The organism is Mesoflavibacter sp. SCSIO 43206, from assembly GCF_019904215.1.
Taxonomy (GTDB): Bacteria; Bacteroidota; Bacteroidia; order Flavobacteriales; family Flavobacteriaceae; genus Mesoflavibacter; species Mesoflavibacter zeaxanthinifaciens.
In genome coordinates this window covers 2481246-2508189 of record NZ_CP063201.1, presented here as the reverse complement: position 1 = coordinate 2508189, position 26944 = coordinate 2481246, and the positions used below count along the sequence as shown (strand labels likewise).

Sequence of the window (26944 nt, the reverse complement as noted above, 5' to 3'; positions counted from 1 at the left end):
AACTTTTTATAATGAGTAAATACGATATTATAGTTCTTGGAAGTGGACCAGGTGGATACGTTACAGCAATTAGAGCCTCTCAATTAGGTTTTAAAACTGCAGTAGTAGAAAAAGAAAGCTTAGGTGGTGTATGTTTAAATTGGGGATGTATCCCAACTAAAGCATTAATTAAAAGCGCGCAAGTGTTTGAATACTTAAAGCATGCAGAAGATTATGGATTAAAGGTGAAAGAAGCTGAAGCTGATTTTGATGCAGTTGTTAAACGTAGTCGTGGTGTTGCTGAAGGCATGAGTAACGGAGTGAAATTTTTAATGAAAAAAAATAAAATTGACGTTATTAATGGCTTTGGAAAACTTAAACCTGGCAAAAAAGTTGAAGTTGACGGAAAAGAATATAGTGCAGATCATATTGTAATTGCAACTGGTGCGCGTAGTCGTGAGTTACCAAACTTACCACAAGATGGTGAAAAAGTAATTGGTTACAGAGAAGCTATGACACTAAAAAAGCAACCTAAAAAAATGATAGTTGTAGGTTCTGGAGCTATTGGTGTTGAGTTTGCTTACGTATACAACTCAATGGGTACTGAAGTAACTATTGTTGAATACATGGATAGAATTGTACCGGTTGAAGATGAAGAAGTATCTAAGCAATTAGAACGTTCTTTTAAGAAAAACGGTATTAAAATTAAAACTTCTTCTGAAGTTGTAAGCGTAGACACATCTGGTGATGGTGTTAAAGCTACAGTTAAAACTAAAAAAGGAGAAGAAGTTATTGAAGCAGATGTAGTATTAAGTGCTGTTGGTATTAAAACTAACATTGAAAATATTGGTTTAGAAGATGTTGGTATTGCTGTAGATAGAGACAAAATATTAGTTAATGATTATTACCAAACAAACATACCTGGTTACTACGCTATTGGAGATGTAACTCCTGGTCAAGCATTAGCACACGTTGCATCTGCCGAAGGTATATTATGTGTAGAAAAAATTGCTGGACAACATGTAGAAAAATTAGACTATGGTAATATACCAGGTTGTACTTATTGTTCTCCAGAAATAGCTAGTGTTGGTTTGACAGAACAACAAGCTAAAGATAAAGGTATTGACATTAAAGTAGGAAAATTCCCTTTTTCTGCATCTGGTAAAGCAAGTGCTGGAGGAAACAAAGAAGGTTTTGTAAAAGTTATCTTTGACGCTAAATATGGAGAATGGTTAGGTTGCCACATGATTGGTGCTGGCGTAACAGATATGATTGCAGAAGCTGTTTTAGGTAGAAAGTTAGAAACTACAGGTCATGAAGTATTAAAAGCAGTACATCCTCACCCAACAATGAGTGAAGCGGTTATGGAAGCTGTTGCAGATGCTTATGATGAAGTAATTCACTTATAAAATTGAAAAACTATTTTTAATAAAAAAGGTTCCAGAAATTCTGGAACCTTTTTTATTTAGTAAGATTGATAATGTATTAAAACATAAATCCAACACCAAATTGCCATACCTCGTTTTTAGCGTCTACGTTTTCAAAGACAGTACCATCTTCAAATATATCTGTAACACCAAAGTTATAACGACCGCTAATAAAAAAGCCATTATTAAACTTATATGCAGCACCTAAAGCTACACTTGTATCAAAGTCTTTTACATTACTATCTTCAATATCTATATCTCCTGCGTTATCGTTTGGTTGATAATCAATTTCTTCATTTACCTTAAAGCCAAATTGCGGTCCGGCTTCTACAGATAATCCTTCTACTAAATAAACTTTTAATAATAAAGGTACTTGAACATAATCTAATTGATATTCTATATTATCATCAGTATCAAAAACATTATCTTGATCTATTTCTTGAATATCAAATCCTTGACCTGAATAAAAAACCTCTGGTTGAAAAGAAACACGTTCAGAAATAGGAATTTCGGCTACTAAACCTGCATTAAAACTTGTTCTTGACGATAAATCACCAACATCATCTCCGCTAATTGTAGAAGAGTTAACGCCTCCTTTTACACCTAATTGAACAGCTTTTGAATCTGACTGCGCATTCATAAAAGTTAAGCTAGATAATAATACGGCAGTACTTAAAATTAATTTTTTCATTGTATTCATTTTTTTTGGTTTATACAATGAAATTACGAAGACCTTAATTATTCAGATGCTTTATTAACATGGTTTAACAGTAAAAGCATCGCTTTTAACTGTTTTTAATATAGAGAGTAGATTTGCTTTAAATATTTAATATTTGTTTAGAAATTTTACTAAAAATGCGTTAAAATATACTAAAGAAAACTTTGTATTGCTAGTTCATAACTTTGCAAACCAAACCCTAAAATAACACCTTTGGCATTAGGCGAAATAAAAGAGTGATGTCTAAACTCTTCTCTTCCAAATGTGTTAGAAATATGCACTTCTACAACTGGAGTTTGTATGGCTTTTACTGCATCGCCAATACCAACTGAAGTATGTGTGTAAGCTGCTGCATTTAAAATAATACCATCATAGTCAAAACCTACATCTTGTATTTTATTTATAATCTCTCCTTCTACATTAGACTGAAAATGTTCTAAAGAAACATTAGAATACTTATTTTTAATTGTATCTAAAAACTCTGTAAAAGACAAGTTACCGTAAACATTAGGTTCTCTTTTACCTAATAAGTTTAAATTAGGTCCATTAATGATAATTAGTTTTTTCATAAGGTAAAAGTACAAAAATAAACGCATAAAAAAACCGAAGCACTGGGCTTCGGTTTAATACTTTGTTATTATAATTTCTTATAATTAGAACTTCCAAGTTAAACCAAACTGAGCAGTTTGGAAGAAGTTGTTAAATACGTTTAAGTTACCGTTAAAAGAAGTTACTGCTTCTGCACCATCAACATCTGCTTTATCAGATCTAAAAGATAAAACATCAGTTAAAGCAAAGTTAATTGCAATATTTTCTTTTACGAAGTAGTTTAAACCTAAACCTAAACCAGCTCCAATTCCGTTAGTTTTGAAATCATCAACATCAACACCAGGAACTTCTACTTCTGTTTTAGCAGAATCAAAACCTACACCAAACTCACCATAAGTTTTAAAACGCTTTCCTAAATCTAAGAAATAGTAACGAGCAAATACACCTGCACCAAAAGTAGTTGTTTTAGTTTCAGTATCTGCCATTCCATCAGTTTCTTTGTCTGTATCTAACATTAATTGAACACCAACAGCTAAGTCATCAGATAAAAAGTAACCAACTTTTGGATTAAACTCAAATGCAGAAGTTTCGATTTCTGTATTCTTATCATTTTCTGAATTAAAACCTAAGTTTCCTTCTACAATAACATCACCTTCTGCAAATCCGAAAGTTTGTTCTTCTTGAGCGTTAGCTGTAAATCCAAATGCTACTAATGCAGCTGCGAATAATAATTTTTTCATAATTTAAATTTTCATTTATTGATTTGAGGCGGCAAAATTAAACTAGGTTAACCTATCAAACAAGAAAAAAACAGTTAAAAATTTACAAATTTTCCTACAAACCTAATACTTAATTAGTTATGATTCTAATTTAAAAATATGTCAAAATATACTTGATTATATAAATAAAAAAACCGAAGCAATTGCTTCGGTTTTTAAGTTATTAATATCTAATAGATTAGAAGTGAAAAGCAAATCCAATTAAACCTTGAAAAGCGCTTTCTGCCTTTTGGTCATCTAAAGTTAAATTATACCTTAATGTAGGTTCAATACTTACATTAGGTGCTACAAACCAAGCATAACCACCTTGTAAACCTACCCAGTTTGCACTTTCTCCATCTTGAGAAATACCAGTAAAATCAACACCTAAAGGAAATTCACCATCTACATAATATTTTGCGCCTACTTTGTAAGCAAATATTCCGTCATTAAAACCGTCATCAGCATATCCTAATCCTGCTTTTATAGCTAAGTTATCTATTACAAAATAACCCGCTTCTGCTCCAGCAGACCAAGCAGTGTTACCGTCAATAGAAGTTAATGAAAATGCTGTACTTCCTGTTGCCCAAGAACCTGTGTTAACTTCTATTAACCACGATCCTTCTGATAAAGCAGATGATCCGTTGTCAGAATCTTGTGCACTCATCGTTGATAATCCGAATACTGCAAAAGCAGCTAAAAAAAATAATTTTTTCATAATTAATGATTTAATAATTTGATTAATAATACTAATCTATTAATTTTTTTGTATTGATTTTTACATATTAAACAATTAATTAACAAAGTTTTTAACATTTATGCAATATAATAAACACATAAAGTAGATATTATTATTATACTTATTTTTACATAATGAATTGGACACAAGCTAAAACAGATTTTTCTACATATCTTAAAATAGAACGTGGTTTATCAGATAACACTATAAATAGTTATGTTTTAGATGTTGAAAAACTAATAGTTTTTTTAAAAGAAAATAATAGTGGTGACAGTCCTGTAAATATTTCTAAAGAAACTATTAAAGAGTTTGTGTATCAAACTGCAAAACAACTTAATGCTAGATCTCAGTCTAGATTAATTTCTGGTTTAAAAGGTTTTTTTAATTATTTAGTTTTTGAAAATTACAGAGATGACAATCCTACAGACCACATAGAAGCGCCTAAAATAGGAAGAAAAATACCCGACACCTTATCTTTAAATGATATTAACAAACTAATTGCCGCTATAGATTTAAGTCATCCGCAAGGCACACGCAATAAAGCAATTTTAGAAACACTTTATGGTTGTGGATTAAGAGTTAGCGAGCTAATAAACCTAAAAATATCTGATTTATTTTTTAATGAAGGGTTTATAAAAGTTACAGGTAAAGGAGACAAACAACGTTTTGTACCTATAATGGAACATACTCAAAAATATATTGACATTTATAAAAACGAAATTAGAAACCACTTAAACATCAATCCAGAACATTCTGACATATTATTTTTAAACCGAAGAGGTAAACAGCTTACAAGAGCTATGATTTTTACAATTATTAAAAACCTGGCTAAAACAATCAATCTTCAAAAAACAATTTCACCTCATACATTTAGACATAGTTTTGCTACACATTTATTAGAAAACGGAGCAGATTTAAGAGCTATACAATTAATGCTTGGTCATGAAAGTATAACAACTACCGAAATATACACACACATAGACAGAAGTCAATTAACAGAAGTAATTAACAATTTTCATCCAAGAAAGTAAAGTTGTACTTTATCGATTATTTTTTGAATTTCAACATATGTTGAATATATTTGTTCAGAATCCCTTACACTAACTTAGTCTTAAAATTAACACAACAGTACAACCTGTATGTCACAGTTATTAAAAGAACTTAAGTTAAAACACTCAAATAATCAACATATTGAAGATGTAAAATGGCAATTAGCCTTAGAGATTTCAAAAGTTGGTATTTGGGATTTTGATGCAAAAGAAAACAAAGTTTTCTTTTCTAAACCTTCAAAAGCTATAATAGGGTTTGAGGATGATGATTCCTTCGGCTTTAATGTAAGCGATTGGAATGATCGTGTTCACCCAGAAGACAGAGACCAATATTATAAAGACTTTCAAGATCATGTTAATGGTTTACTCCCTATTTACGAAAACAAACATCGTGTACTTCATAAAGATGGTACTTACAGATGGGTATTAGATCGCGGTCAATATATAGAAAAAAATAGTTTAGGAGAAGCTACTAGAGTTATTGGTACCCATGTAGATATAACAGATTATGCTGATAATGAACAGAAAATTAAAGAAACACTAGATTTAATAGCTAAAAAAAATAGCAAACTTCAAAACTTTGCTCACATTGTTACCCACAACCTAAAACAACATGCTGGAAATTTTGAAAGTTTACTAGAGCTTTATGATGAAGCTGAAGATGTAAAAGAAAAAACAGAAATGTTAGGTTACATGAAAACCTTATCAAAATCATTAACAAAAACTATTAATGATTTAAGTGAAATCGTTTCAATACAATCCCAACCAGAAGAAACCACAGAAGACATTAAGTTAGTTACAAAGGTCAATAATGTTTTAAAAGATTTAGAATACTTAATTGCCGAAAAACATGCTAATATTACAGTGAACATTTCTAATAAATGTACAGTCAATTTCAATAAGTCTTACCTATATAGTATCATTCAAAATTTAGTAACTAATGCTATAAAATATAAACATCCGGATAGAAATCCTGAAATTTTAATTTCTGCTGAATGTTTAGATGATTATACTAATCTAACAGTTAAAGATAATGGCATTGGGATAGATTTAGATAAATTTAAAGAAGATTTATTTGGACTCTATAAGACTTTTCATAACAATCCAGAAGCAGAAGGAGTTGGATTATATTTAGTTAAAAACCAACTAGAAACCTTTGGAGGTACTATAGATGTTAAAAGCAAAATTAATGTTGGTACAACTTTTATGCTACACTTACCAAATCAAAAAATCCAGCATTAAGCTGGATTTTTTTATATCTATTAATTATTAGATTATTTTTTATTTAGCAATATTAATTGCTCTAGTTTCTCTAATAACAGTAACTTTAACTTGACCAGGATAAGTCATATCTGTTTGTATTTTTTGAGAAATATTAAATGATAAATCAGCAGCATTTTGGTCGCTCACTTTTTCGCTTTCTACAATAACACGTAGCTCTCTACCTGCTTGTATTGCATAAGCTTTTTTAACACCATTAAAACCAAAAGCAATTTCTTCAAGATCTTTTAATCTTTGGATGTAGCTATCTAAGACTTGTCGTCTTGCTCCTGGTCTTGCTCCAGATATAGCATCACAAACTTGAATAATTGGTGATAATAAAGATTTCATCTCTATTTCGTCATGGTGAGCACCAATTGCGTTACACACATCTGGTTTTTCTCCAAATTTTTCTGCCCATTGCATACCTAATATAGCATGAGGTGTTTCCATATCTGCTTCTGCATCTGGCACTTTTCCTATATCATGTAATAAACCTGCTCTTTTAGCTAATTTAGGATTTAAGCCTAATTCTGCAGCCATTACACCACAAAGTTTAGCAACTTCACGAGAGTGTTGTAATAAGTTTTGACCGTAAGAAGAACGATACTTCATACGTCCAACCATTTTAATTAATTCTGGATGTAATCCATGAATACCTAAGTCTATAACAGTACGTTTACCAACTTCTATAATCTCCTGCTCTATTTGTTTTTGTGTCTTTTTAACAACTTCTTCAATACGTGCTGGATGTATACGTCCGTCTGTAACTAATTTATGTAAAGATAAACGTGCAACTTCACGTCTTACAGAGTCAAAACAAGAAAGTATAATTGCTTCTGGTGTATCATCTACAATAATTTCTACTCCAGTAGCTGCTTCTATAGCTCTAATGTTTCTTCCTTCACGACCAATAATACGTCCTTTAACGTCATCACTTTCTATATTAAATACAGATACGCAATTATCTACTGCTTCTTCTGTACCAATACGCTGTATGGTATTAATGATGATCTTTTTAGCTTCTTGTTGCGCTGTTAATTTAGCTTCTTCCATTTTATCTTGGATGTAAGCCATAGCATCGCTTTTAGCTTCGCCTTTTAAGGACTCTACTAACTGTTGTTTTGCTTCGTCTGCAGATAAACTAGAGATGACTTCTAATTGTTCTACTTGACTTTTATGTAGTCTATCAAGCTCTGATTGTTTCTTTTCTAATACTTCTAATCGGTGATCAAAATCAATAGATTTTTCTTCGATTTGAGCGTTAAGTTTTTTAGTTTTTGATAACTCACTTGATACTTGAGATTCTTTATCTCTAATACGTTTTTCGGCATCAGACATTTTCTTGTCTCTGCTCATGATTACTTTTTCATGCTCTGCCTTTAGCTCTAAAAACTTTTCTTTAGCTTGTAAAATTTTATCTTTTTTAATGCTTTCTCCTTCTGCATTTGCTTCTTTTACAATAGCTGCTGCAGATTTTTTAGCACTTTTAATTAGCTTTGATGCATTACTTCGTTCTAGCATTTTTGCAATAATAAAACCTATTAAGGCTCCAATTGCAATACCAGCAATTATTAAAATTGTATTATCCATTGTTGATTAATTATATATAAAAAAAGCCTACATTAATTTTGTTTTGAAAAAACTCCTTAAAAACAAGTTTAGGGCTAACAAACTGATCAAGGATCTGCCCAAATACATAGTATTAGCAGCATGCTTTTACAGCTTAAACTCACCCTTTTTAAAGAATTAACGTTGAGTTTCTCAAAAAGATAATCAATGTAGGCAGTAACCTATTATTTTATGTGTTATGAACGTTTTACTTTATAAACTTAAATGTGTGTCTAACATATTGTTTAAGGCTTTTAACTTTTCTTCAACATGTTCTGACACGTACTCTTTATCTAATATGCTCTGCTCTACTTGACTAGCAAATTGTAATGCGCACATTGCCAATACATCTTGCTTATCTCTAACAGAATAACTTTGCTCAAATTGCTTTATCATAGCTTCAATTTTTTTTGCAGCTAATCGTAAGCCTTCTTCTTGGCTTGGTGCAATTGTTAATGGATACACTCTATTTGCTATAGATAACTTTATTTTTAGTGTGTCTGCCATTAATCTTAATATTTTAACTAGATAATTGACTTATACAATGGTCAATTTCTCTAATTAATGCATTTATCTTGAGCTTTGTTTCTCGTTTATCATTGTCACTGCCAAGTATGGTGTTAGCCATTTTAAGTGTATTATATTTTTCTTGCCAATTATCTAATTCTAGGTCTTTGGCTTTTAACACTGATTGAGATTGTTGCAATGCTTCTTTTAGCTTAGCATTTTCTGCTTTTAAAACTTGCTGTCTCTTTAAGACTTTGCTAATTTTTTGCTCTAGATTATCAACAATGTCTTCAATTTTACTCATTCTGCTAATACCTATACTTATCTTACAAAGTTAATCAAACCGTAGGATTATACAATTGTTTTTTCATAAAATTTTATTTTTAAAAAAGTATTTAAAAATCAATTGGTTGGTCTAGTTATTGATTTTTGTTTGCTAATTAAAACCTTATTTCTATTTTAGCAGTAACATGTATTTTATGCGAATTATAACATTTCTCTTTTTATTTTTTTCAAGTTTTATCAATGCTCAAAATATGTACCCGCAAGATTATTTTGCTTCACCTTTGGATGGCGAAACTATTTTAGCTGGTACGTTTGGAGAACTTAGGAGCAATCATTTTCATTCTGGATTAGATATTAAAACTAAACAGCGTGAAGGTTTAAAAGTTTATGCTACAGCAAGTGGTTATGTGAGCAGAATTAAAATTTCTCATTTTGGATATGGTAAGGCACTTTATATTACTCATCCCAACGGTTACACAACTGTCTATGCACACTTACAACGCTTTTCTGATAAAATTGAAAGTTTTATAAAAAAGAAACAATATGATCAAGAATCTTTTGAGATTGAAGTTTTTCCTTCTAACAACGAACTCATTTTAACCAAAGGAGAAGTCATTGCTTTTTCTGGTAATACCGGTAGCTCTGGCGGACCACATTTACATTACGAAATTAGAGATAATCAAGAACGTCCAATAAACCCATTACTTTTTGGTATTAAAGTTAAAGACACTAAAAAGCCAATTGTAAAAAGCATCTACGCCTACCCTATTGACGAATTATCACATGTTAATAATTCAAATTTAAAACAAAAATTACGACTAATTCCGCTTCAAAATGGCGATTATAAAGTTGAAGACATAAAAGCTTACGGCAAAATTGGTTTTGCAATAAATACTATAGACAGACAAGACCTAGCCGCAAATAAAAATGGGGTTTACAAAATTGAAACTGCTTTAAATGGCATGCCTAATTTTACTATTAATTTTAAGCGTTTTTCTTTTAATGAAACGAAGCATCTTAACCGTTTAATCGATTATCCTCATTATTCTGAAAAAAAAGAACGCCTTCAAAAACTATTTTTAGATACTAATAACCCATTAAGTATGTATGACAATTTAGTAGATGATGGCTATGTTATGGTTTACGATTCTATAGCGTCTTTGTACAAAATTAAAGTTGAAGATTTTGAAGGTAACACAACAATTATTGACTTAAATATTAATGGAGACACAACGCCTATTTCTGAAACCTCGACAAACTTCACCTCTCAATATTATATTAACAGAGAAGAAAATGTGATTTTAGAAAAGGATAAAATTACCGTTAACATTCCTAAAGAAACATTTTACGACAGTTTTTTTATGGACTTTCAAGTACATTCTGATACTGTAAATGTACATGATAAAAACAGAGCTGCTAATAAGTACTTTACAATAAATTATGATATTTCAGATTATTCTCCAGAAGATTTAAAACAAGTTTATATTGCTAGATTAGTTGGTTGGAATAACTATCCAAGCTACTCTTCTACAAAACAAAAAGACAACGTTTTATACACTAGGACTAAAAACTTAGGAACATATTGTTTAGCAAGAGATACAGTTGCACCTACTATAAAACCTGTAAATTTTACTGATGGTAAGTGGATGAGTAAATATCGATTTTTAAAACTTAAAATTCAAGATAAACAAAGTGGTATTTCTAATTACAGAGCTACCGTTAACGGAAAATGGATTTTAATGGAGTATGACTATAAAACCAATATGCTTGTACACGATTTTAAAGATAACGTCGTTAAAGATACTAATAACAATTTAAAAGTTATTGTAACAGATAATGTTGGAAATAGCACTACATTTGAAGCAACTTTCCATCGAAAATAAATTTTTAAACCTTTGAAAAAACTAAAACTAACCTTAAAGCTTCTTTTTGTCTTACTACCAATAGTTGCTTTAGCGCAAACAGCCACTATAAATGGTGTGATTTTAGATGAATTTAATCAACCCATAGATGCTGTAAATATTAAAAGTGGAGATTTAGGAACACAAACTAACAGTAACGGTTTTTTCTCTTTAAAAATCCCTGCTAATACAGATGTTACCGTCGTATTTTCTCATGTATCATTTAAAAATGTAGAAGCTACATTTAATTTGAAAAAAGGTGAGATTTTTGAATTTAACCCTGTAATGAAACAAGATGCTGTACAAATATCTACAGTTGTCTTAAATGGTAAAAAACGAAAAGATGTAGAAGGTATTATTACAATAGCTCCAGATGCATTGATTAAAATTCCTGGTGCACAAGCTGGTGTAGAAAATCTTTTAAAAACCTTACCTGGCGTAAGTAGCAACAACGAGTTAAGTACACAATACTCGGTACGTGGAGGAAACTATGACGAAAACCTTATCTATGTTAATGGTATTGAAGTATATCGCCCGTTTTTAATTAGATCTGGACAACAAGAAGGTTTAAGTTTTGTTAATTCTGATTTAGTGAGTAATATCGAGTTTTCTGCTGGTGGATTTCAAGCGAAATATGGTGATAAGTTGTCTTCAGTTTTAGATATTACTTATAAAAAGCCAACCGAATTTGGTGTAGCAGCAAATTTAAGTCTTCTAGGTGGAAGTTTAGCTGTTGAAACTGCTAGTAAAGACTCTAAATTTACTGGTATTGTTGGTTTAAGATACCGAGATAATAGTTTATTGGTAGATGCTCAAGAAACAGAAACTAACTTCAACCCTACTTTTGCAGACCTTCAAAGTTATTTTACTTATAGATTTACTGATAAATTTGAACTTAGTTTTTTAGGTAATGCATCATTAAATAAATACAACTACATACCACTTACGCGTCAAACCAACTTTGGTACATTAGATAACCCATTAGCATTAATAGTAAGGTACGAAGGACAAGAAAAAGATCAATACCAAACACTATTTGGTGCTTTAAGTGCTAATTATAAAGTAAATGACGATTTAGACTTAAGCCTTGTTACCTCTACTTACCACACAACTGAAGAAGAGTATTTTGACATTTTAGCACAATATGCTTTAGGTGAAGTAAACAGTAATATTGGTGATGATAATTTTGGTGAAGTCGAATTTGCAGAAGGTATTGGAAGCCAACTTAATCATGGTCGTAACGATTTAGATGCGTTAATTTCTACCATAGAAGCAAAAGGAACTTACACTAAAAATGAAAACGAATTTAAGTTTTCAATTAAATATACAAATGAAGATATTAGAGACCGTTTAGTAGAATGGGAAGTCATAGATTCTGCAGGCTTTTCTATTAATCCGCCAAGTTCTGATGCGTTTAATGAGCAACCTTATGAGCCTTACCAAGGTCCTTTAGAAGCTTATCAAAATGTAAGAGCTACTAATAGTACAGTTATAAATCGTCTGCAAGCATATGTACAATGGAGCTTACGTAGTAAAATTGGCGAACATGATGTTTGGTACAATGCTGGTGTAAGAAGTCATAGTTGGACCGTAGATGATGCATTAAGCAATCAGTCTGTTAGTCAATCTGTTTTTTCTCCGCGTGCGCAATTCGCCATAAAACCTAACTGGGATAAAGATATGCTGTTTAGAATAAGTGGAGGATTATATTACCAACCACCTTTTTACAGAGAATTACGTGATCGATTTGGTGTAGTTAATGCAGATGTTAAGGCACAAAAATCGGTTCATTTAGTTGTAGGTAATGATTACAGCTTTAAAATATGGGATAGACCTTTTAAATTAACTAGTGAAGCATATTACAAAAAACTAACAGATGTTAATCCTTACACACTAGAAAATGTTAGAATAAGATACAGAGCAAATAATAATGCAGAAGCTTTTGCATACGGATTAGATTTACGTTTAAATGGAGAGTTTGTTCCAGGTACCGAAAGTTGGTTTAGTTTTGGGTACTTAAAAACAGAAGAAAATATCAATGATAGAGGCTACATACCTAGACCAACAGATCAGCGACTAAAGTTTGCTGCGTTATTTCAAGATTATGTACCAAACATACCTAGCATGAAAATGTACTTAAATTTAGTGTACAATACAGGTTTACCTGGTGGATCACCAAGTTATGCAGATCCTTACGTATACCAAAACCGCTTACCAGACTACAAACGTGCAGATGTCGGATTACAATTTGTATTAGTTGATAAAAACAAACAATTTGATAGTGGTTGGAAAAAACCGTTTAAAGAATTGTCTTTTGGCTTTGAAATATTTAACGTATTTAATGTACAAAACTCTATAACCAACACATGGGTTAGAGATGTGTACAGTAAACGTCAATATTCTATACCCAATTATTTAACACCAAGAGTGTTTAATGTAAGAACAACTATGAGATTTTAGTTTATACTTAAATTTTCAGCAAATACAACTAAATTATCATTTCCTGAACCAGTTAATCTTTGTACGAATAACTCTATATAATCATTAGTACTTAAATCAATATTCTCATTTAAAGCTATATTTTGTATTGTACTACTATTATCAACATATACAATAGCTCTAGACTCAGTTAATATACCTCCATTTTTTGCGATATAGAAAGCATAAAAATCACCTGATGTTCCTGTCACTCTAATGGATAAACTTGCATTTATTTGAAATTGACGATTTTTTAATCCCTCATAAGTCAATCTATTGTTACCTCCTGATGCAGCAAACCTAAATAAGTTAGTCGTTAAAAAAAGACCTGTACCTTGTATTTCTACTGCTGTGTTATTATTAATTGTTTGAGTAAAACCAGTTGGAGAAGGATTTACATCATTATAATAAAAATTACCAGCTGCAACTGCATCTTTTTCTACTGGTATTCCTGCACAATCAACATCCCAATCGGTATTAAAATTGTAATTAGTATAAGTTCCTGGTCCATTTATATAATTACCGCCTCCAAAAAAGTCTACAGTTCTTAATGTGCCTCCTCCAGATAAAGATGTTATACCTACTACATCTATTGCGGCTGTAGCACCAACAACTTCACTAAAACCACCTTGCTTAACTATAACTTCAAAATTACCAACAAAGGTTTGATAAGTACCTGAATTACTCCTATCCCAACCTTCAGAATTAAGAAGTAATTGATTTATATTTGTAAAAACTATACCTGTAGTATTACCAACATATTGTACAATACTAAAAAAAACAAAATTAAATCCTGAAATACTACCAACTGAAGCAGAACTAACTATAACAGCATCTCTAAAAATTAAATTTTGGGTATTAGTTAATTCAGATAAATTAAAAACTGAACCTGCAGTAGCTTGTAAAGTTAAGTTTCTAACAGATCCACCTGTATCGCCTTCAAATATATTTCCTGTAGTCCTTAATAAAATATCATTATTAGTATCTTCTCCTGCTACATAGGCGTTATTTAACTCTATTGGATGAGACAATGTTATAAGTCCATTAATTTCGTAATATGTGTTAGAGTCTAGAAGATAAGTTGTGCCACTACCAGCAACTAACTCGGCAGCTAAATCTGCTTCACTTTTAATTAATTTGTAATTATTACGTTGTGAGGAAGACAAAGGTTTCCAAGAAGAATTATCATAAAAATAGAATAATCCTAAATCTGTATCATAAACTAATAATCCATTAGCAGGACTAGCTATAGCGTTACGCTGTACTGTAGTCATTCTTGGAGCTAACATACCTGATGTTGTAGATACAATATCTAACACAGATGATGGATCTGGAGATGATGTATTTATTCCAACTTGAGCATAATTAAAGAAAGAAGTAAATAGAAAAATAAAAAAAAGTATTTTTTTTCTCATAGCTGTAGATTTATTAAAATTTAGGGGATACAAAATTACAAAACACTACTTTTTTTGAAGAAAAAAAAATGTCATATTATCCTTACAAACACCTATAAACACTGGTTTTTATTAATATTTTAACAAAATTGCAAGGATATTAAACGGTATATGTAAGAAAAATCTTTAATTATTAATTTGTAGATTTTCTAATAATCAAACATTGAATAATCTGCTAACTAACATTTCTAAACTTAATAAATAGTTAGTAGACTATATTTTATTTTTTATATATTGAATTGTAATAGCGTTAAAGACTTCAGGTTGTTCTACATTAACAACATGTCCACAATTTTCAACTATAAATAAAGATGAATGTGATTGATTTAAGACTAAGTTTCTAATCGAAGGTAAAAATAAGTGGTCTTCTTCACCCATTACATAAAGTGTTGGTGTTTTTGTGTCTTTGGCTCTAAAGAAACGCAACAATGGATTAATTTCTGAAGTTAACTTAAACCATCTTATAAATTCTTTTTGGCATAACTTTTTAGCTTCATTAACAAACAATAGCCTTGAAGATTTATGGTTTTTTCTTGGCATTATAATAAATGCAAAAAACTTGTATAAATATAGATAAGGTACAACACTTTTAAAAAAATTACCTAGACGAATTAAAAACTGAGATCTCGTATTTAATTTCATTATAGCACCACCCATAATCATGCTTTTTACTCTATGTGGATACTTTTCGGCTAAATTTCTTATTAAAATAGTACCTAAAGAAATACCTACAAAATGAGATGTTTTAATTTGCGCATGGTTTAAAACTTCAACAATATCATTTGTAATATTATCAAACGTATATTTAGAGTTAAATGTATCTTTTAACTTCGGTTTACTATTTCCATGACCTCTTAAATCTAAGATTAATACATTAAACTCTTTGCTAAAAGACCGTATTTGCTTAAACCAAATAGAGCTGCTTCCTCCTGCTCCATGAACAAAAGTGACCCATTCCTTAGAGGATCCATGTATAAATGTAGAATAATGAAGCAATCTTTTTTAAATATATTAAAATAATTCTTTTAAGACATCAACCAGATAATCAACATCTTCTTTGGTGTTAAATTTACTAAAAGAGACACGTAATGATGCTTTTTTTAACGCTTCTTTAGCTAATATTTCTTCTAAAACGTGACTATTTTTTGTGCTTCCGCTTTGACAAGCGCTACCACGAGAACAAGCTATTCCTTTTAAATCTAAATGAAACTGAATCATAGTTGCATCTTTAGAAATTTCTGGTAAGCGCATATTTATTATAGTGTAAGCGCTATTTTCTATAGTATCGCTAAGCCCATTAAACTTTACCGAAGGAATTTCTTTTTTTAATTGTTTTAAACAATAGCTTTTAAGATTTGTTATATATGTTTTATCTGCTTCAAGATTTTGATAAGCTATTTTAAAAGCTTTTTCTAATCCTGCTATATTATGCAAGGCTTCTGTACCAGCTCGTTGTCCTCGCTCCTGCTCGCCTCCAAAAATAATCGGATGTAATCCTGAGTTTTTTCTAATAAAAGCAAAACCAACACCTTTTGGTCCATGAAATTTGTGCGCACTTACTGCCGCAAAATCTACTTTTATGTCTTGTAAATCTAAGTTGTAATGTCCTATAGATTGTACCGTATCACTATGGAATAATGCTTTATTTTCTTGACATAAATTGGCAACCATTTTAATATCTAAAATATTACCAATTTCGTTATTAACATGCATTAGACTAACTAAAACATTGTCTTTGTTATTTAAAAACTCACCTAACTGATTGTAATTAATTTGCCCGCTTTCATCTAGATCTAAATAGATTATTTCTACATCATAATGTTCACTTAAATAAATAATTGTATTTAAAACAGCATGATGTTCGATTTTTGTAGTAATTATAGTTTTTACACCTAAATCTTTAACCGCACTTTGAAGTATTAAATTATCAGCTTCAGTACCACCAGAAGTAAAAATAATTTCAGAAGAAGACACGTTTAATTGCTTTGCTATTGTTTTTCTTGCTTGTTCTACAATTGCTTTAGCATTACGACCATAATTATGTGTAGAAGATGGGTTACCAAAGGTGTTTGTTAAAACTTCTGTCATTGTATTGATAACTTCTGGTAAAATTGCAGTCGTAGCGGCATTATCTAGGTAAACAGATTTCATCTAAAATTCACTTTAATTATGTGCAAAAATACTTTAAATAAAATTAATTGTTAATGCTTACGTTATAAGTTTGGTAATTCTGTTATTTTTGTTTTTTAAAATTGAAATTATGCGCAAAATAGTTGCTTTATCTATACTTTGTTTATCTTTATTTAACTGTGATGATGGAGATATAATTACTAGCGAATTAGAGTTTGATGAAACTTTTGAAGCTTGTGGTGATTTAGTTATTTTTAAAACTAATACTAGCCAAAGCCTATCACTACAAATTACTGGTAGTAATTTTGTTATGAACGACTTAATTGAAGTTATTGAACATCCTGACAATCCAAACAGACTACTATTAGCTAATACAGAATATACTCAAGCTGATGTTGGAGGAAACCGTACGTTTAGATATAGAAGTTACGCATCTTCTACAGACGGAATTTTTTGTAACGATGTACCACCTGATAACATTCAAATTACCGAAGATTACTCTTCTAGTGGCGATTTTACATTTTTTGTTGCATTAGCTGAAGATGATAACGATGGTATCCCTGCATACTTAGAAGATTTAAATGGAAATGGAGATTTAAATGACGACGATACAGATGGTGATGGCATACCAAACTATATGGATGTTGACGATGATGGAGATAATGTTTTAACTGTTAGTGAAGGTGTTACTTTTGAAGACGGTATGTCCTTAGCAGATCTTGATGCAAATGCGTTAGACACAGACGATGACGGTATACCTAATTACAGAGATAATGATGATGATGATGATGGTGTGTTAACCATTAATGAAGAAAACGCTACGACTCAAGACAATAACCCAACAAACGATATTACAGATCCAAACGCTGGTCCTGATTATTTAAATGACGAAGTCTTTGATACTTTACTAGCAACATCATACCGACAACATACGGTTTACGATACGTTTACAATTACTATGACAGCCTACAATATTGACTTTGGCACTTTTCAATATCAAACCTATGACTTTGGGACTTTAACCCAAGCTACAGATGTAGACTTAAGTACTAGCAGAACATTACAACCAGAATTGTAATTAGCTGTTTTGATAAATATAAACTTCTGTTGCACCTAGACCATATTTCTTATAGTCAGCATCGTAGTATTTAATATTGTCATATCGACTAAAAAGAGTTTCTAACTCCATTTTTAAAACGCCTTCACCAACTCCGTGAATAAACACGACTTTTTGAATGCGTTTTTTTATAGCAAATTCTAATTGTCGCCTTGCAGTATCTAGTTGAAGGTTTAACTTATCATAGTTACTCATCCCACGTTCGTTATCAATTAATTTGTGCAAGTGTAAGTCTACTTCTAGTTTTGGTTGATAACGTTGCTTAGGCTTTATTTTTTGTGTGTTGTTGTATCGTTTCTTTTCAGTTTTTTCTTTTAAAATCTCATTAACACTAGCTAGCTTAAAAGCATCTTGATTTATAGATTTTGAACCTATTTTAACTAACTCATTAGCTTTAAAATCAAGATCAAAACCTTCATTAGTTTCAATAGTAACCATGTTACCATTAATAGCAACTATAGTACCCGAAAGTACATCGTCTAAAACATCTACTTTATCGCCAATTTTTAGCATTACTATTCTTCTTCGTCTATTTTTTCAGATTTTATATAAGTTTCATTTTTCTTTCTACTTGGTATTGTTGCTTGTAGCTTATAGATACCAAACATTAAAATTACAATACCTATCACTAACAAAAATACGTTTTGTTTTTCCGTAGCATTTGCATAGAAAGAAATAGCGCCTCCGATAATTATAAAAAGGTAATTTTTATTCATTTAAATATAACTTAAAACAAAAATAAAAGATTTAAATAAAGAAACTAGTATTAAAAGATGTTTATCAAATAGTCATTTTATGCATTAAACCTAAAAAACTAGTATTTCGTCTAAAAATAGCTTTAATTGACCGACTAAAATGCTCAACCAGAGTTGTTTTTAGTAATTTTGTGTGTGCCAAATTTATATTACTATGAAATTATTTTATTTAACTTTTTTATCATTTACATTCTGTCAATTGTCTTTAGCACAATTAACAGTTAGAAATGATGCTTTCATTTTTGCTTCAGATATCGAAGTTTATGTAGAAGATGATGTTAATCTTACAGAAGCAAACTCAACGTTCTATTTAAGAAACGAAGCACAATTATTACAAGGGTCTGGTAACACTGGCAACTCTGGTGTTGGTAAACTTAGTGTCTATCAAGAAGGTACTGTAAATCAATATGCCTACAATTATTGGGCTTCTCCTGTAGGAAATGTTGACGCAAACAGTACTGGTAACAGAGCATTTACACCTAACAAAAACATTTACGACGTTGTAGATCTAACTAACAGTAATCTTGCTGGTTACAGTACAACAGGATATAACGGAACAAGTTCTCCTTTAAATATAGAAGATTATTGGATTTGGAAATATGATCCAGGCACAGATTACAGTGCATGGGATTATGTTGGAGAATCTGGTTTTGTAAACGCAGGATACGGTTTTACTATGAAAGGAACAGATGCAGGTAACCAACAATACGATTTTAGAGGAAAACCTAACGAAGGGGAAATAAGTGTTGCTGTTCTTACTGGTCAAGAAACTTTAATTGGTACCCCTTACCCTTCTGCTTTAGATGCAGTAGCGTTTATACATGATCCTGCCAATACTGGTTTTTTAGATTCTGCCTCTTTATACTTTTGGGAGCAAGACCAATCTATTGCATCTCACAATCTAACATCCTATTCTGGAGGCTATGCTTCGTTTACTATAAATGCTGCAGGAGATGTTAGTTCTTTTACACCTGCCACATTTAAAACTTATAATGCAGATGGTACTGTAAATACAACAGGAACACCTTCTACATCAGGTAAAGAAGTATATAGATATATACCTATTGGACAAGGGTTTATGGTTAAAGGTAGTGCTAATGGTAATTTATTAATTTCTGATAGCCATCGTACTTATTACAGAGAATCTGGTGCTGACAGTGAATTTTTTAGAACAGCACAACAGAATGAGTCTGCTACTAATCAAAATGGTCAATCTACAACTAACGGATCTGATGTTTTACCAGCAGATTACAAACGTTTTAGATTAAATATAGATTTTAACGAAACCTATACACGTCAATTATTACAAAACTTCCATCATACTGCAACACCAAACGAGGATTATGGGTTAGAGAGTAATATGTATAGTACACTAAACTCTGATGCGTATTGGACACAAAACAGTAAAAAATTAGTAACTCAAGCTAATGCTTATGATTTAAATTTAGCTATACCTGTTGTTTTAAATCTTAATGCACAACAACTAATAAGATTTAGAATATTTGATGTGCAAAATTTTGATAATAATCAACCAATTTACATACATGATAAAGTAAATGATACTTACGTAAACTTACAGTCTCAAAATTTTGAAATTAACTTACCTGCTGGTAATTATACTGATAGATTTGAAGTTGTTTTTGTAGAAGCTAATACGTTATCTACAGATGAGTTTGCAGAGAACAACTTTAACGTGATTCAAAACAACAATACATCTGAATTAGTAGTTTTAAATCCTAAAAAACTTGACATAGAAAACATCAAACTATACGATGTTTCTGGTAAAATTATCTTTAACAAAATTGTAAAAAACAACAACGAGCGTTTAAGCTATTCTACTAAAAACTTAAGTGATGGTGTGTACTTAGTACAAACGACGCTTTCTAACAGTAATACAACAACTAAAAAGGTTATTGTAGCTAATAATAAGTAGATAGATATAAAATTTTATTTAAAAAGGCTTTTACAAATTGTAAAAGCCTTTTTTATTTTACTAAATTTAAATTTCAAATAGTAAAATGAAAGATTTAAACAACTACATGCTACCTTGTATGAATAAGCAAGTCTTAGGATTTGAATGTCCTGGTTGTGGTATACAAAGATCTGTCACTTTAGTATCTCAAGGTAAATTGGTGGATGGATTTTTGATGTATCCTGCAATCTACACGCTATCTCTTCTTGGCATAGTTATATTAGTATCTGTTTTCTATAAATTTAAATATTCAACAAAAATCATTTCTATATTAGCTATTATTAGTATTGTTTTAATTTTAACTAACTTTATATATAATTTAATTAACCACACTTAAAATGAAAAAAAGACTCAACCCAACCTTAGTTTATGTACTTTCAATTGTCGGCTTATTATGCTGCTGTTTTGGCGGATTAGGTTTTATCCTATCTGGTTCAGGATTTTTAGTAGCTAATAACTCTTTAAAAAATGCACAGTTAAACCCTGAAAATTACGAAGCAGGTCCTAAACAATATAACCAAATGAAAACAGCTAAAACGGTAGCTTTAATAATAACTATTATTAACGTTATCTATTTATTAGTTACAATTTACAGAATTTATACTGTTGGATGGGACGAGATACAAGAACAATTTAGACAAACAATGGAACAGTATGAAGCACAACAAGCTGCTCAATAATTACATATTCTTATAAAACAAAAAAGGCGACCAAATGGGTCGCCTTTTTTTATGAAAATAAAGCTTTTATTTTTCAAAAGCTTCTAAAGTTTTTGTAATGATAGATACACAATCTAATAATTGTTCTTTAGTCATTACTAATGGCGGTGCAAACCTAATTATGTTTCCATGTGTTGGTTTTGCTAGTAAGCCATTATCACGTAATGCTAGACAGATATTCCAAGCGGTATCACTGTCTTCATCATCATTAATAACTATTGCGTTTAGTAAACCTTTTCCTCTTACTAAATTAACAATGTTACTAGTTTCTATATATTTATTGATTTCTGCTCTAAATAATTCACCTAAATCAAAAGCTTTCTGTGCTAAGTCTTCTTCTTTTACAACTTCTAAAGCTGCTATTGCTACTGCTGCTGCAACTGGATTACCTCCAAAAGTACTTCCGTGGTTACCAGGTCTAATCACGTTCATCACATTATCATTTGCTAAAACAGCACTTACTGGATAAGCGCCACCACTTAAAGCTTTACCTAAAATTAAAACATCTGGTTTTACTTCTGGTGTACCAGAACAATTTTTATCCTCACAGGTACAGTTACCGCAGGTTGCTAATAATCTTCCTGTACGTGCAATACCTGTTTGCACTTCGTCTGCAATAAATAATACATTGTATTTTTCGCAAAGTGCTTTTGCTTTTGATAGATAATCTTCGCTTGGTACATACACACCAGCTTCTCCTTGTATTGGTTCTACTAAAAACCCTGCTACATTCTTGTTGTTTTTTAAAGCGTCTTCTAATTGCTCTAAATTATCGTAATCAATTTTAATAAATCCATTAGTATACGGACCAAAATTTTTACGTGCTACAGGATCGTTTGAAAATGAAATGATAGTTGTTGTACGTCCATGAAAGTTGTTTTTACAAACAATTATTTCAGCTTCATTCTCATCGATGTTTTTAACTTCATAAGCCCATTTTCTACAGATTTTTAAAGCAGTTTCTACAGCTTCAGCTCCTGTATTCATTGGTAATAGCTTATCAAAACCAAAATACTCAGTCGCATATTTTTCATAACGACCTAACATGTCATTATAAAATGCTCTTGAGGTTAAGGTTAAGTTTTTTGCTTGCTCGGTCATTGCACCTACAATTTTTGGGTGACAATGTCCTTGGTTTACTGCAGAGTAAGCCGATAAAAAATCGTAATATTTCTTACCTTCTACATCCCAAACGTAAACACCTTCGCCTTTACTTAATACTACTGGTAATGGATGATAATTATGTGCTCCATACTTGTTTTCTAAATCCATCGCTTCTTGCGATGTTAATTGGTCTAAAACAGCCATTTTTATAAATTTTTAAAGTGAAAAAAATAACCATTCCTTATCTACCTTTATCCTTTCGAAAAGTCTCGAAAATTCAGCGTGGGAAAGAAATCATCCCTAGAGGTTGCAAAATAATAAATATTACCTGCCTTTAAAAACATTTTTTAAGTGGATTTAATGATAATATGTTTTTAAGCTTAAAAAAGTTAAAAAATCATAATTCTAATTTCCAAAATCGAAATTGCTTTGCTTACTTTTGCAGCATGTCTAGAAGAGATCGAAATAAATTTGTAAAACGTGGTCAGCTTATCGATTTAGATATTGTAGACTACGCGTTTGGAGGTAAAGGAATTGCCCGTATAAGTAACGAATTAGGAAACTTTGTACTTTTTGTACCTAACACTTTACCTGGTCAAAAGGTTAAAGCGCGTGTGGTAAAATCTAAAAAGAAATATGCCGAATGTAAGTTGATTGATGTGCTACAAAAATCTCCAGATGAAGTTCAATCAAACTATCACGAAATTTCTGGCGCGCCATACATTAATTTACCAATCGAAAAACAACACCAATACAAGTACACAAGTACTATGGATTTGTTTAAAAAAATTGGAAAAGTACCTGAAATTGAAGACTATTTTGATGAGTTTGTGGCGTCTCCTAACCTATTTCATTATCGTAATAAAATGGAATATAGTTTTTCTGCAATTGGATACGATCATGATAAAAACACAGACGTAGACGAGTTTACTCTTGGTTTTAAACGTCGTGGTACATGGTGGATTGGTGATAATCTTGATAAAGATAGTGGTCTTTTTGATAAAGAATTAGAAGACAACTTAATAAAAATTAAAGATTATTGCGAAGCTACACATTTAGCTCCTTGGCATGCACCAAAACGTGAAGGCTTTTTTAGATATTTAGTGGTTAGAAAATCTTATAAAACTAATCAACTATTATTTAATTTGGTTACCACTTCTAATGGATTAGATCAATTTGATTTAGATGCATTTGCACAGTTTTTAGTATCACTTTTTAAAGATAGAGTTGCCGGGCTTTTACATACCATAAATGACGAACAAGGCGATCGTACAATAGCAACTTCAGGTAGTATTACACTTATCTATGGTGAAGATAAAATAGTTGAAGAATTACTTGGATTAAACTTTGAAATTAGCATGAAAAGCTTCTTTCAAACCAATCCAAAATCTGCCGAAAAATTATATCAAAAAGTAGTCGATTATGCTTTAGAAGATAAAGAAGCTGTAGATAACTCAGTAGTTTTAGATCTATTTTGTGGTACTGGTACTATTGGACAAATTATTGCTTCAAAAAGTAATAATACTAAAATAATTGGTGTAGATATTGTAGCTTCGGCAATAGAAGATGCTAAACTAAATGCTAAAAGAAATAATATTGACGGTCTTGAGTTTTATGCTGAAGATGTTGGTAAATTTTTAAGCAAATATCCACAATACCAAAACAAAATTCAAACAATAATATTAGATCCTGCTCGTTCTGGCATTGCACCAAAAACCTTAAATAAAATCATAAATTTAAATGCAAAACGCATGGTTTATGTATCTTGTAATCCTGCAACACAAGCAAGAGATACAGAAACCTTGATCAATGCAGGTTTTAAACTAAAAAAGATAAGTCTAGTCGACCAGTTTCCGCACACATCACACATAGAAACGGTTGTACTTTTTGAAAAATAAATTATGAAAAAACTATTAACGCTATTTTTGGTGTTACCGCTTTTAACCACTTGCGAACGTGACGATTTATGTCCAGAAAGCTCTCCTACAACACCAAATATGATTGTTGACTTTGTAGACAATAGCATTTTAGAAAATTCTAAAAATGTATTTAATTTAGTTGTTTTAGGTATTGAAGACCCAAGTGTGTTTCCTTTAGATACAAGTGTTCCAGAAGGTTCAAATTTAAGAAGCGCCACAGGAGAAGATACTAACCAAGTATTTTTACCTTTAAGAACAACTAACGATCAAACTTACTTTATATTAATTAGTGATTTTGAAATAGATAACAATGGGACACCTGATGATTTATCTGACGATTTCTTTACAGGAAACCAAGATCTAGTCACAATTGACTATTCAAGAAGTGATGTTTATGTATCTAGAGCTTGTGGCTACAAAACTATTTTTGTTAATACAAATGTAACAATAGATCAAGGTACTGATGGTCAATGGATTTTTCAAACAATACCACAAAACGATAATTTAACAATTGAAGATGAAACTATTACACACTACACTTTTTCTCATTAGTCTTGTTTGTAGCGTTTGGTCTTCTAACGCTCAAGACACAATACAAATACCAACAGAAAACAAAAACAAGCTAGAATACGGTTTACGTATTGGTCTAGATGCAGGAAAATTAATTAGGTCTGCTGTAGATGATGAGTATAAAGGATTTGAAATTGTTGGGGATTACCGATTAACAAAAAGTTGGTATCTAGCAGGTGAAATAGGTAATGAAGAAAAAACAACCACCAACGATTATCTAAGTGTGACTGCTTCTGGTAGTTATTTTAAAGCTGGTGCAGATTATAACATGTACGATAACTGGTACGGAATGAATAATATGATTTATGCTGGTTTTAGAGTTGGAGCTAGCACATTTAGCCAAACCAGAAATAATTACACAGTGTATAACACCAATCAATATTGGGGCGAACAAAACTCATCCAACGAAAGCGTAAAATTTAGTGGTTTATCTGCTATTTGGGTAGAACTTCAATTAGGTATTAAAGCCGAAGTACTAAACAATTTATACATTGGTATTAACGGACAATTAAAAAGTATGATAAGTCAAGATGAACCTGAAAACATGCAAAACTTATATGTCCCAGGTTTTTATAAGACTTATGACTCTAACAGTATTGGTGTTGGATATGGGTATACTATTTCTTACATGATTCCTTTATTTAAAAAGGGTAACACAAAGAAAAAGAAGACTAAAGAATTACCTGAAAATACTGAAGAAGATACTACTAATTAAACTTAGCTTTTTTGCTTCCTGCATAAATTTCATATTTAACTAATCTAGACTCTAGTTTTGCGTTAAATAATTTAATTTTTCTAGAAGGTCTTAAGCCTACATGTTTTAAAGCCTCTAAATTAGAAGTAATAAACCAAGCATCTGTATTTGGATAATTTTGTTTTAAGGTGTCTCCTATTTGCTTGTAAAACTGCTCCATTTGTATATCCAAACGCTCGCCATAAGGTGGATTAAAAACCATATGTAACTTTTGCTCTCCGCCAGGTCGTTGGGTTTTAAAGAAGTCTTCGTGTTTTATGGTTATAAACTCGTCTAAATGTGCGTTTTTAATATTTTCTTTGGCTTTATGCACAGCACTTGGTGACTTATCATAACCAATAATTTTATGATGAAAATCTCTTGTTTTCTTCAATAAAGATTCTTCAATTTTTTCAAATAAATCAACATCCCAATCTTCCCAACGTTCAAAAGCAAATTCTTTTCGCATTAAATTTGGTGGAATATTACAAGCTATCATAGCTGCTTCGGCTAACATAGTACCACTACCACACATTGGATCCATAAAATCACTTTGTCCATCCCAACCAGATAACATAATTAAACCTGCTGCTAAAACTTCATTTATAGGCGCAATATTAGTTGCTAATTTATAACCACGTCTGTGTAACGACTCACCAGAGCTATCTAAAGAAATTGTGCAAACAGATCGATCTATGTGCACATTAATTTTTAAATCAGGATAACGTAAATCTACATTTGGTCTAACACCGCCATTATCTCTAAAACGGTCTACAATAGCATCTTTTGTTTTTAAAGCAATAAATTTTGAGTGTGTAAAATGTTTAGAATGTACTGTAGCATCTATTGCTAAACTACCTGTAGCTTTTAAGTATTTTTCCCATTTAATATTATACACTTGTTTGTATAAATCGTCTTCGTTAGATACTCTAAACGTTTTTATTGGTTTTAAGATTTTTATAGCTGTACGTAAACCCAAGTTGGCTTTATACATAAAGCCTTTATCACCAACAAAAGATACGTTACGTACACCTGCTTTAACATCTTGTGCACCAAGTTGTTTTAATTCTTTTACCAATAAATCTTCAAAACCAAATAAGGTTTTGGCTACCATGTTGAAATTTTCTTCCATTATAAACGTCTAATACTTTGCAAAAATAGAGTATTTTTGCCGGAAACATAACCTTTGTTGATAATTGGGTTAAGGATT

26 protein-coding genes and 1 other RNA gene are annotated in these 26944 nt (G+C 31.0%); 12 read left to right on the top strand and 15 right to left on the bottom strand.

The genetic code is table 11. The features are described 5' to 3' along the window. Positions 1 to 11 precede the first annotated feature (11 nt). Positions 12 to 1388: a dihydrolipoyl dehydrogenase gene (gene lpdA, locus INR78_RS11540; RefSeq protein WP_036227262.1), complete on the top strand. Its 1377-nt coding sequence runs from the start codon at positions 12 to 14 to the stop codon at positions 1386 to 1388. Positions 1389 to 1464: 76 nt separating this feature from the next. Here lpdA and INR78_RS11535 read toward each other — a convergent pair whose 3' ends face one another. The 4 genes from INR78_RS11535 to INR78_RS11520 all read right to left on the bottom strand — a co-directional run bounded on the left by INR78_RS11535 (position 1465) and on the right by INR78_RS11520 (position 4149). After that, complete coding sequence (locus INR78_RS11535) at positions 1465 to 2097, bottom strand: porin family protein (protein ID WP_223076628.1); 633 nt, start codon at positions 2095 to 2097, stop codon at positions 1465 to 1467. A gap of 179 nt (positions 2098 to 2276) precedes the next feature. Beyond that, complete coding sequence (aroQ, locus tag INR78_RS11530) at positions 2277 to 2693, bottom strand: type II 3-dehydroquinate dehydratase (RefSeq protein WP_027879943.1); 417 nt, start codon at positions 2691 to 2693, stop codon at positions 2277 to 2279. 84 nt (positions 2694 to 2777) lie between these two features. Next, positions 2778 to 3413: an OmpW family outer membrane protein gene (locus INR78_RS11525; protein ID WP_027879942.1), complete on the bottom strand. Its 636-nt coding sequence runs from the start codon at positions 3411 to 3413 to the stop codon at positions 2778 to 2780. A 217-nt stretch (positions 3414 to 3630) separates the two neighbouring features. Next, entirely contained in the window at positions 3631 to 4149 is a 519-nt protein-coding gene (locus INR78_RS11520) for a hypothetical protein (protein WP_223076627.1), read from the bottom strand. A 155-nt stretch (positions 4150 to 4304) separates the two neighbouring features. On the opposite strand from INR78_RS11520, the gene xerD reads away from it, so the two are divergent. Both xerD and INR78_RS11510 read left to right on the top strand, forming a co-directional pair. Then, positions 4305 to 5201, top strand: a complete 897-nt coding sequence (gene xerD, locus INR78_RS11515; RefSeq protein ID WP_223076626.1) for a site-specific tyrosine recombinase XerD — start codon at positions 4305 to 4307, stop codon at positions 5199 to 5201. Positions 5202 to 5309: 108 nt separating this feature from the next. Beyond that, positions 5310 to 6461, top strand: coding sequence for an ATP-binding protein (locus tag INR78_RS11510; protein ID WP_223076625.1), 1152 nt, complete (start codon positions 5310 to 5312; stop codon positions 6459 to 6461). 39 nt (positions 6462 to 6500) lie between these two features. Here INR78_RS11510 and rny read toward each other — a convergent pair whose 3' ends face one another. From rny to INR78_RS11490, 4 genes are all read right to left on the bottom strand, one after another. Further along, positions 6501 to 8072 carry a ribonuclease Y gene (gene rny, locus INR78_RS11505; protein ID WP_106678372.1) on the bottom strand — a complete coding sequence of 524 codons (1572 nt, stop codon included), beginning with the start codon at positions 8070 to 8072 and terminating at the stop codon, positions 6501 to 6503. Between the two features lie 49 nt (positions 8073 to 8121). Further along, positions 8122 to 8240: non-coding RNA, 6S RNA (gene ssrS / locus INR78_RS11500), on the bottom strand. Between the two features lie 63 nt (positions 8241 to 8303). Further along, positions 8304 to 8597, bottom strand: a complete 294-nt coding sequence (locus INR78_RS11495; protein WP_027879937.1) for a cell division protein ZapA — start codon at positions 8595 to 8597, stop codon at positions 8304 to 8306. 13 nt (positions 8598 to 8610) lie between these two features. Beyond that, a complete protein-coding gene (locus INR78_RS11490; protein WP_027879936.1) occupies positions 8611 to 8901 on the bottom strand; it encodes a hypothetical protein in 291 nt (96 codons plus the stop codon). Between the two features lie 232 nt (positions 8902 to 9133). Here INR78_RS11490 and INR78_RS11485 point away from each other — a divergent pair, with 232 nt between their 5' ends. Further along, positions 9134 to 10765: a M23 family metallopeptidase gene (locus tag INR78_RS11485; RefSeq protein WP_255593071.1), complete on the top strand. Its 1632-nt coding sequence runs from the start codon at positions 9134 to 9136 to the stop codon at positions 10763 to 10765. Between the two features lie 12 nt (positions 10766 to 10777). Further along, entirely contained in the window at positions 10778 to 13243 is a 2466-nt protein-coding gene (locus INR78_RS11480) for a carboxypeptidase-like regulatory domain-containing protein (RefSeq protein WP_223076623.1), read from the top strand. Here the strand turns inward: INR78_RS11480 and INR78_RS11475 are convergent. The 3 genes from INR78_RS11475 to INR78_RS11465 form a co-directional block, all read right to left on the bottom strand. Next, a complete protein-coding gene (locus INR78_RS11475; protein ID WP_223076622.1) occupies positions 13240 to 14676 on the bottom strand; it encodes a cell wall anchor protein in 1437 nt (478 codons plus the stop codon). The two genes, INR78_RS11480 and INR78_RS11475, sit on opposite strands and share 4 nt — an antisense overlap. A 252-nt stretch (positions 14677 to 14928) precedes the next feature. Then, positions 14929 to 15711: an alpha/beta fold hydrolase gene (locus tag INR78_RS11470; RefSeq protein WP_223076621.1), complete on the bottom strand. Its 783-nt coding sequence runs from the start codon at positions 15709 to 15711 to the stop codon at positions 14929 to 14931. Positions 15712 to 15726: 15 nt separating this feature from the next. Next, positions 15727 to 16866, bottom strand: a complete 1140-nt coding sequence (locus tag INR78_RS11465) for a cysteine desulfurase family protein (RefSeq protein WP_223076620.1) — start codon at positions 16864 to 16866, stop codon at positions 15727 to 15729. A 109-nt stretch (positions 16867 to 16975) separates the two neighbouring features. Here INR78_RS11465 and INR78_RS11460 point away from each other — a divergent pair, with 109 nt between their 5' ends. After that, on the top strand, positions 16976 to 17923 hold the full coding sequence (locus INR78_RS11460) for a hypothetical protein (protein WP_223076619.1): 948 nt from the start codon (positions 16976 to 16978) through the stop codon (positions 17921 to 17923). On the opposite strand, the gene INR78_RS11455 is transcribed toward INR78_RS11460, so the two are convergent. Together INR78_RS11455 and INR78_RS11450 are read right to left on the bottom strand one after the other, a co-directional pair. Beyond that, positions 17924 to 18475 (bottom strand): Smr/MutS family protein, encoded by a 552-nt coding sequence (locus INR78_RS11455; protein ID WP_223076618.1) that lies wholly within the window; start codon positions 18473 to 18475, stop codon positions 17924 to 17926. It abuts the gene before it with no gap. A gap of 2 nt (positions 18476 to 18477) precedes the next feature. Beyond that, positions 18478 to 18678: a hypothetical protein gene (locus tag INR78_RS11450; protein ID WP_027879928.1), complete on the bottom strand. Its 201-nt coding sequence runs from the start codon at positions 18676 to 18678 to the stop codon at positions 18478 to 18480. Positions 18679 to 18871: 193 nt separating this feature from the next. Between INR78_RS11450 and INR78_RS11445 the strand changes: the two genes are divergently transcribed. The 3 genes from INR78_RS11445 (at position 18872) to INR78_RS11435 (ending at position 21369) form a co-directional block, all read left to right on the top strand. Further along, entirely contained in the window at positions 18872 to 20650 is a 1779-nt protein-coding gene (locus tag INR78_RS11445; protein WP_223076617.1) for a T9SS type A sorting domain-containing protein, read from the top strand. 85 nt (positions 20651 to 20735) lie between these two features. Beyond that, positions 20736 to 21026 (top strand): DUF2752 domain-containing protein, encoded by a 291-nt coding sequence (locus tag INR78_RS11440; protein ID WP_223076616.1) that lies wholly within the window; start codon positions 20736 to 20738, stop codon positions 21024 to 21026. 1 nt (position 21027) lies between these two features. Beyond that, entirely contained in the window at positions 21028 to 21369 is a 342-nt protein-coding gene (locus INR78_RS11435; RefSeq protein WP_223076615.1) for a CCC motif membrane protein, read from the top strand. Positions 21370 to 21435: 66 nt separating this feature from the next. Here the strand turns inward: INR78_RS11435 and rocD are convergent, their stop codons facing one another. Continuing rightward, positions 21436 to 22716: an ornithine--oxo-acid transaminase gene (gene rocD / locus INR78_RS11430; protein WP_106678394.1), complete on the bottom strand. Its 1281-nt coding sequence runs from the start codon at positions 22714 to 22716 to the stop codon at positions 21436 to 21438. Between the two features lie 242 nt (positions 22717 to 22958). On the opposite strand from rocD, the gene rlmD reads away from it, so the two are divergent. The 3 genes from rlmD to INR78_RS11415 are packed head-to-tail and all read left to right on the top strand — an operon-like array spanning position 22959 to position 25716. Continuing rightward, positions 22959 to 24410, top strand: coding sequence for a 23S rRNA (uracil(1939)-C(5))-methyltransferase RlmD (gene rlmD, locus INR78_RS11425; RefSeq protein WP_223076614.1), 1452 nt, complete (start codon positions 22959 to 22961; stop codon positions 24408 to 24410). Between the two features lie 3 nt (positions 24411 to 24413). After that, complete coding sequence (locus INR78_RS11420; RefSeq protein WP_223076613.1) at positions 24414 to 24983, top strand: DUF6452 family protein; 570 nt, start codon at positions 24414 to 24416, stop codon at positions 24981 to 24983. Next, on the top strand, positions 24949 to 25716 hold the full coding sequence (locus tag INR78_RS11415; protein ID WP_223076612.1) for a DUF6048 family protein: 768 nt from the start codon (positions 24949 to 24951) through the stop codon (positions 25714 to 25716). The genes INR78_RS11420 and INR78_RS11415 overlap by 35 nt, the downstream gene beginning before the upstream one ends. On the opposite strand, the gene INR78_RS11410 is transcribed toward INR78_RS11415, so the two are convergent. Beyond that, positions 25709 to 26866, bottom strand: a complete 1158-nt coding sequence (locus INR78_RS11410) for a class I SAM-dependent RNA methyltransferase (RefSeq protein ID WP_223076611.1) — start codon at positions 26864 to 26866, stop codon at positions 25709 to 25711. The genes INR78_RS11415 and INR78_RS11410 overlap by 8 nt on opposite strands. Between the last annotated feature and the right edge of the window lie 78 nt (positions 26867 to 26944).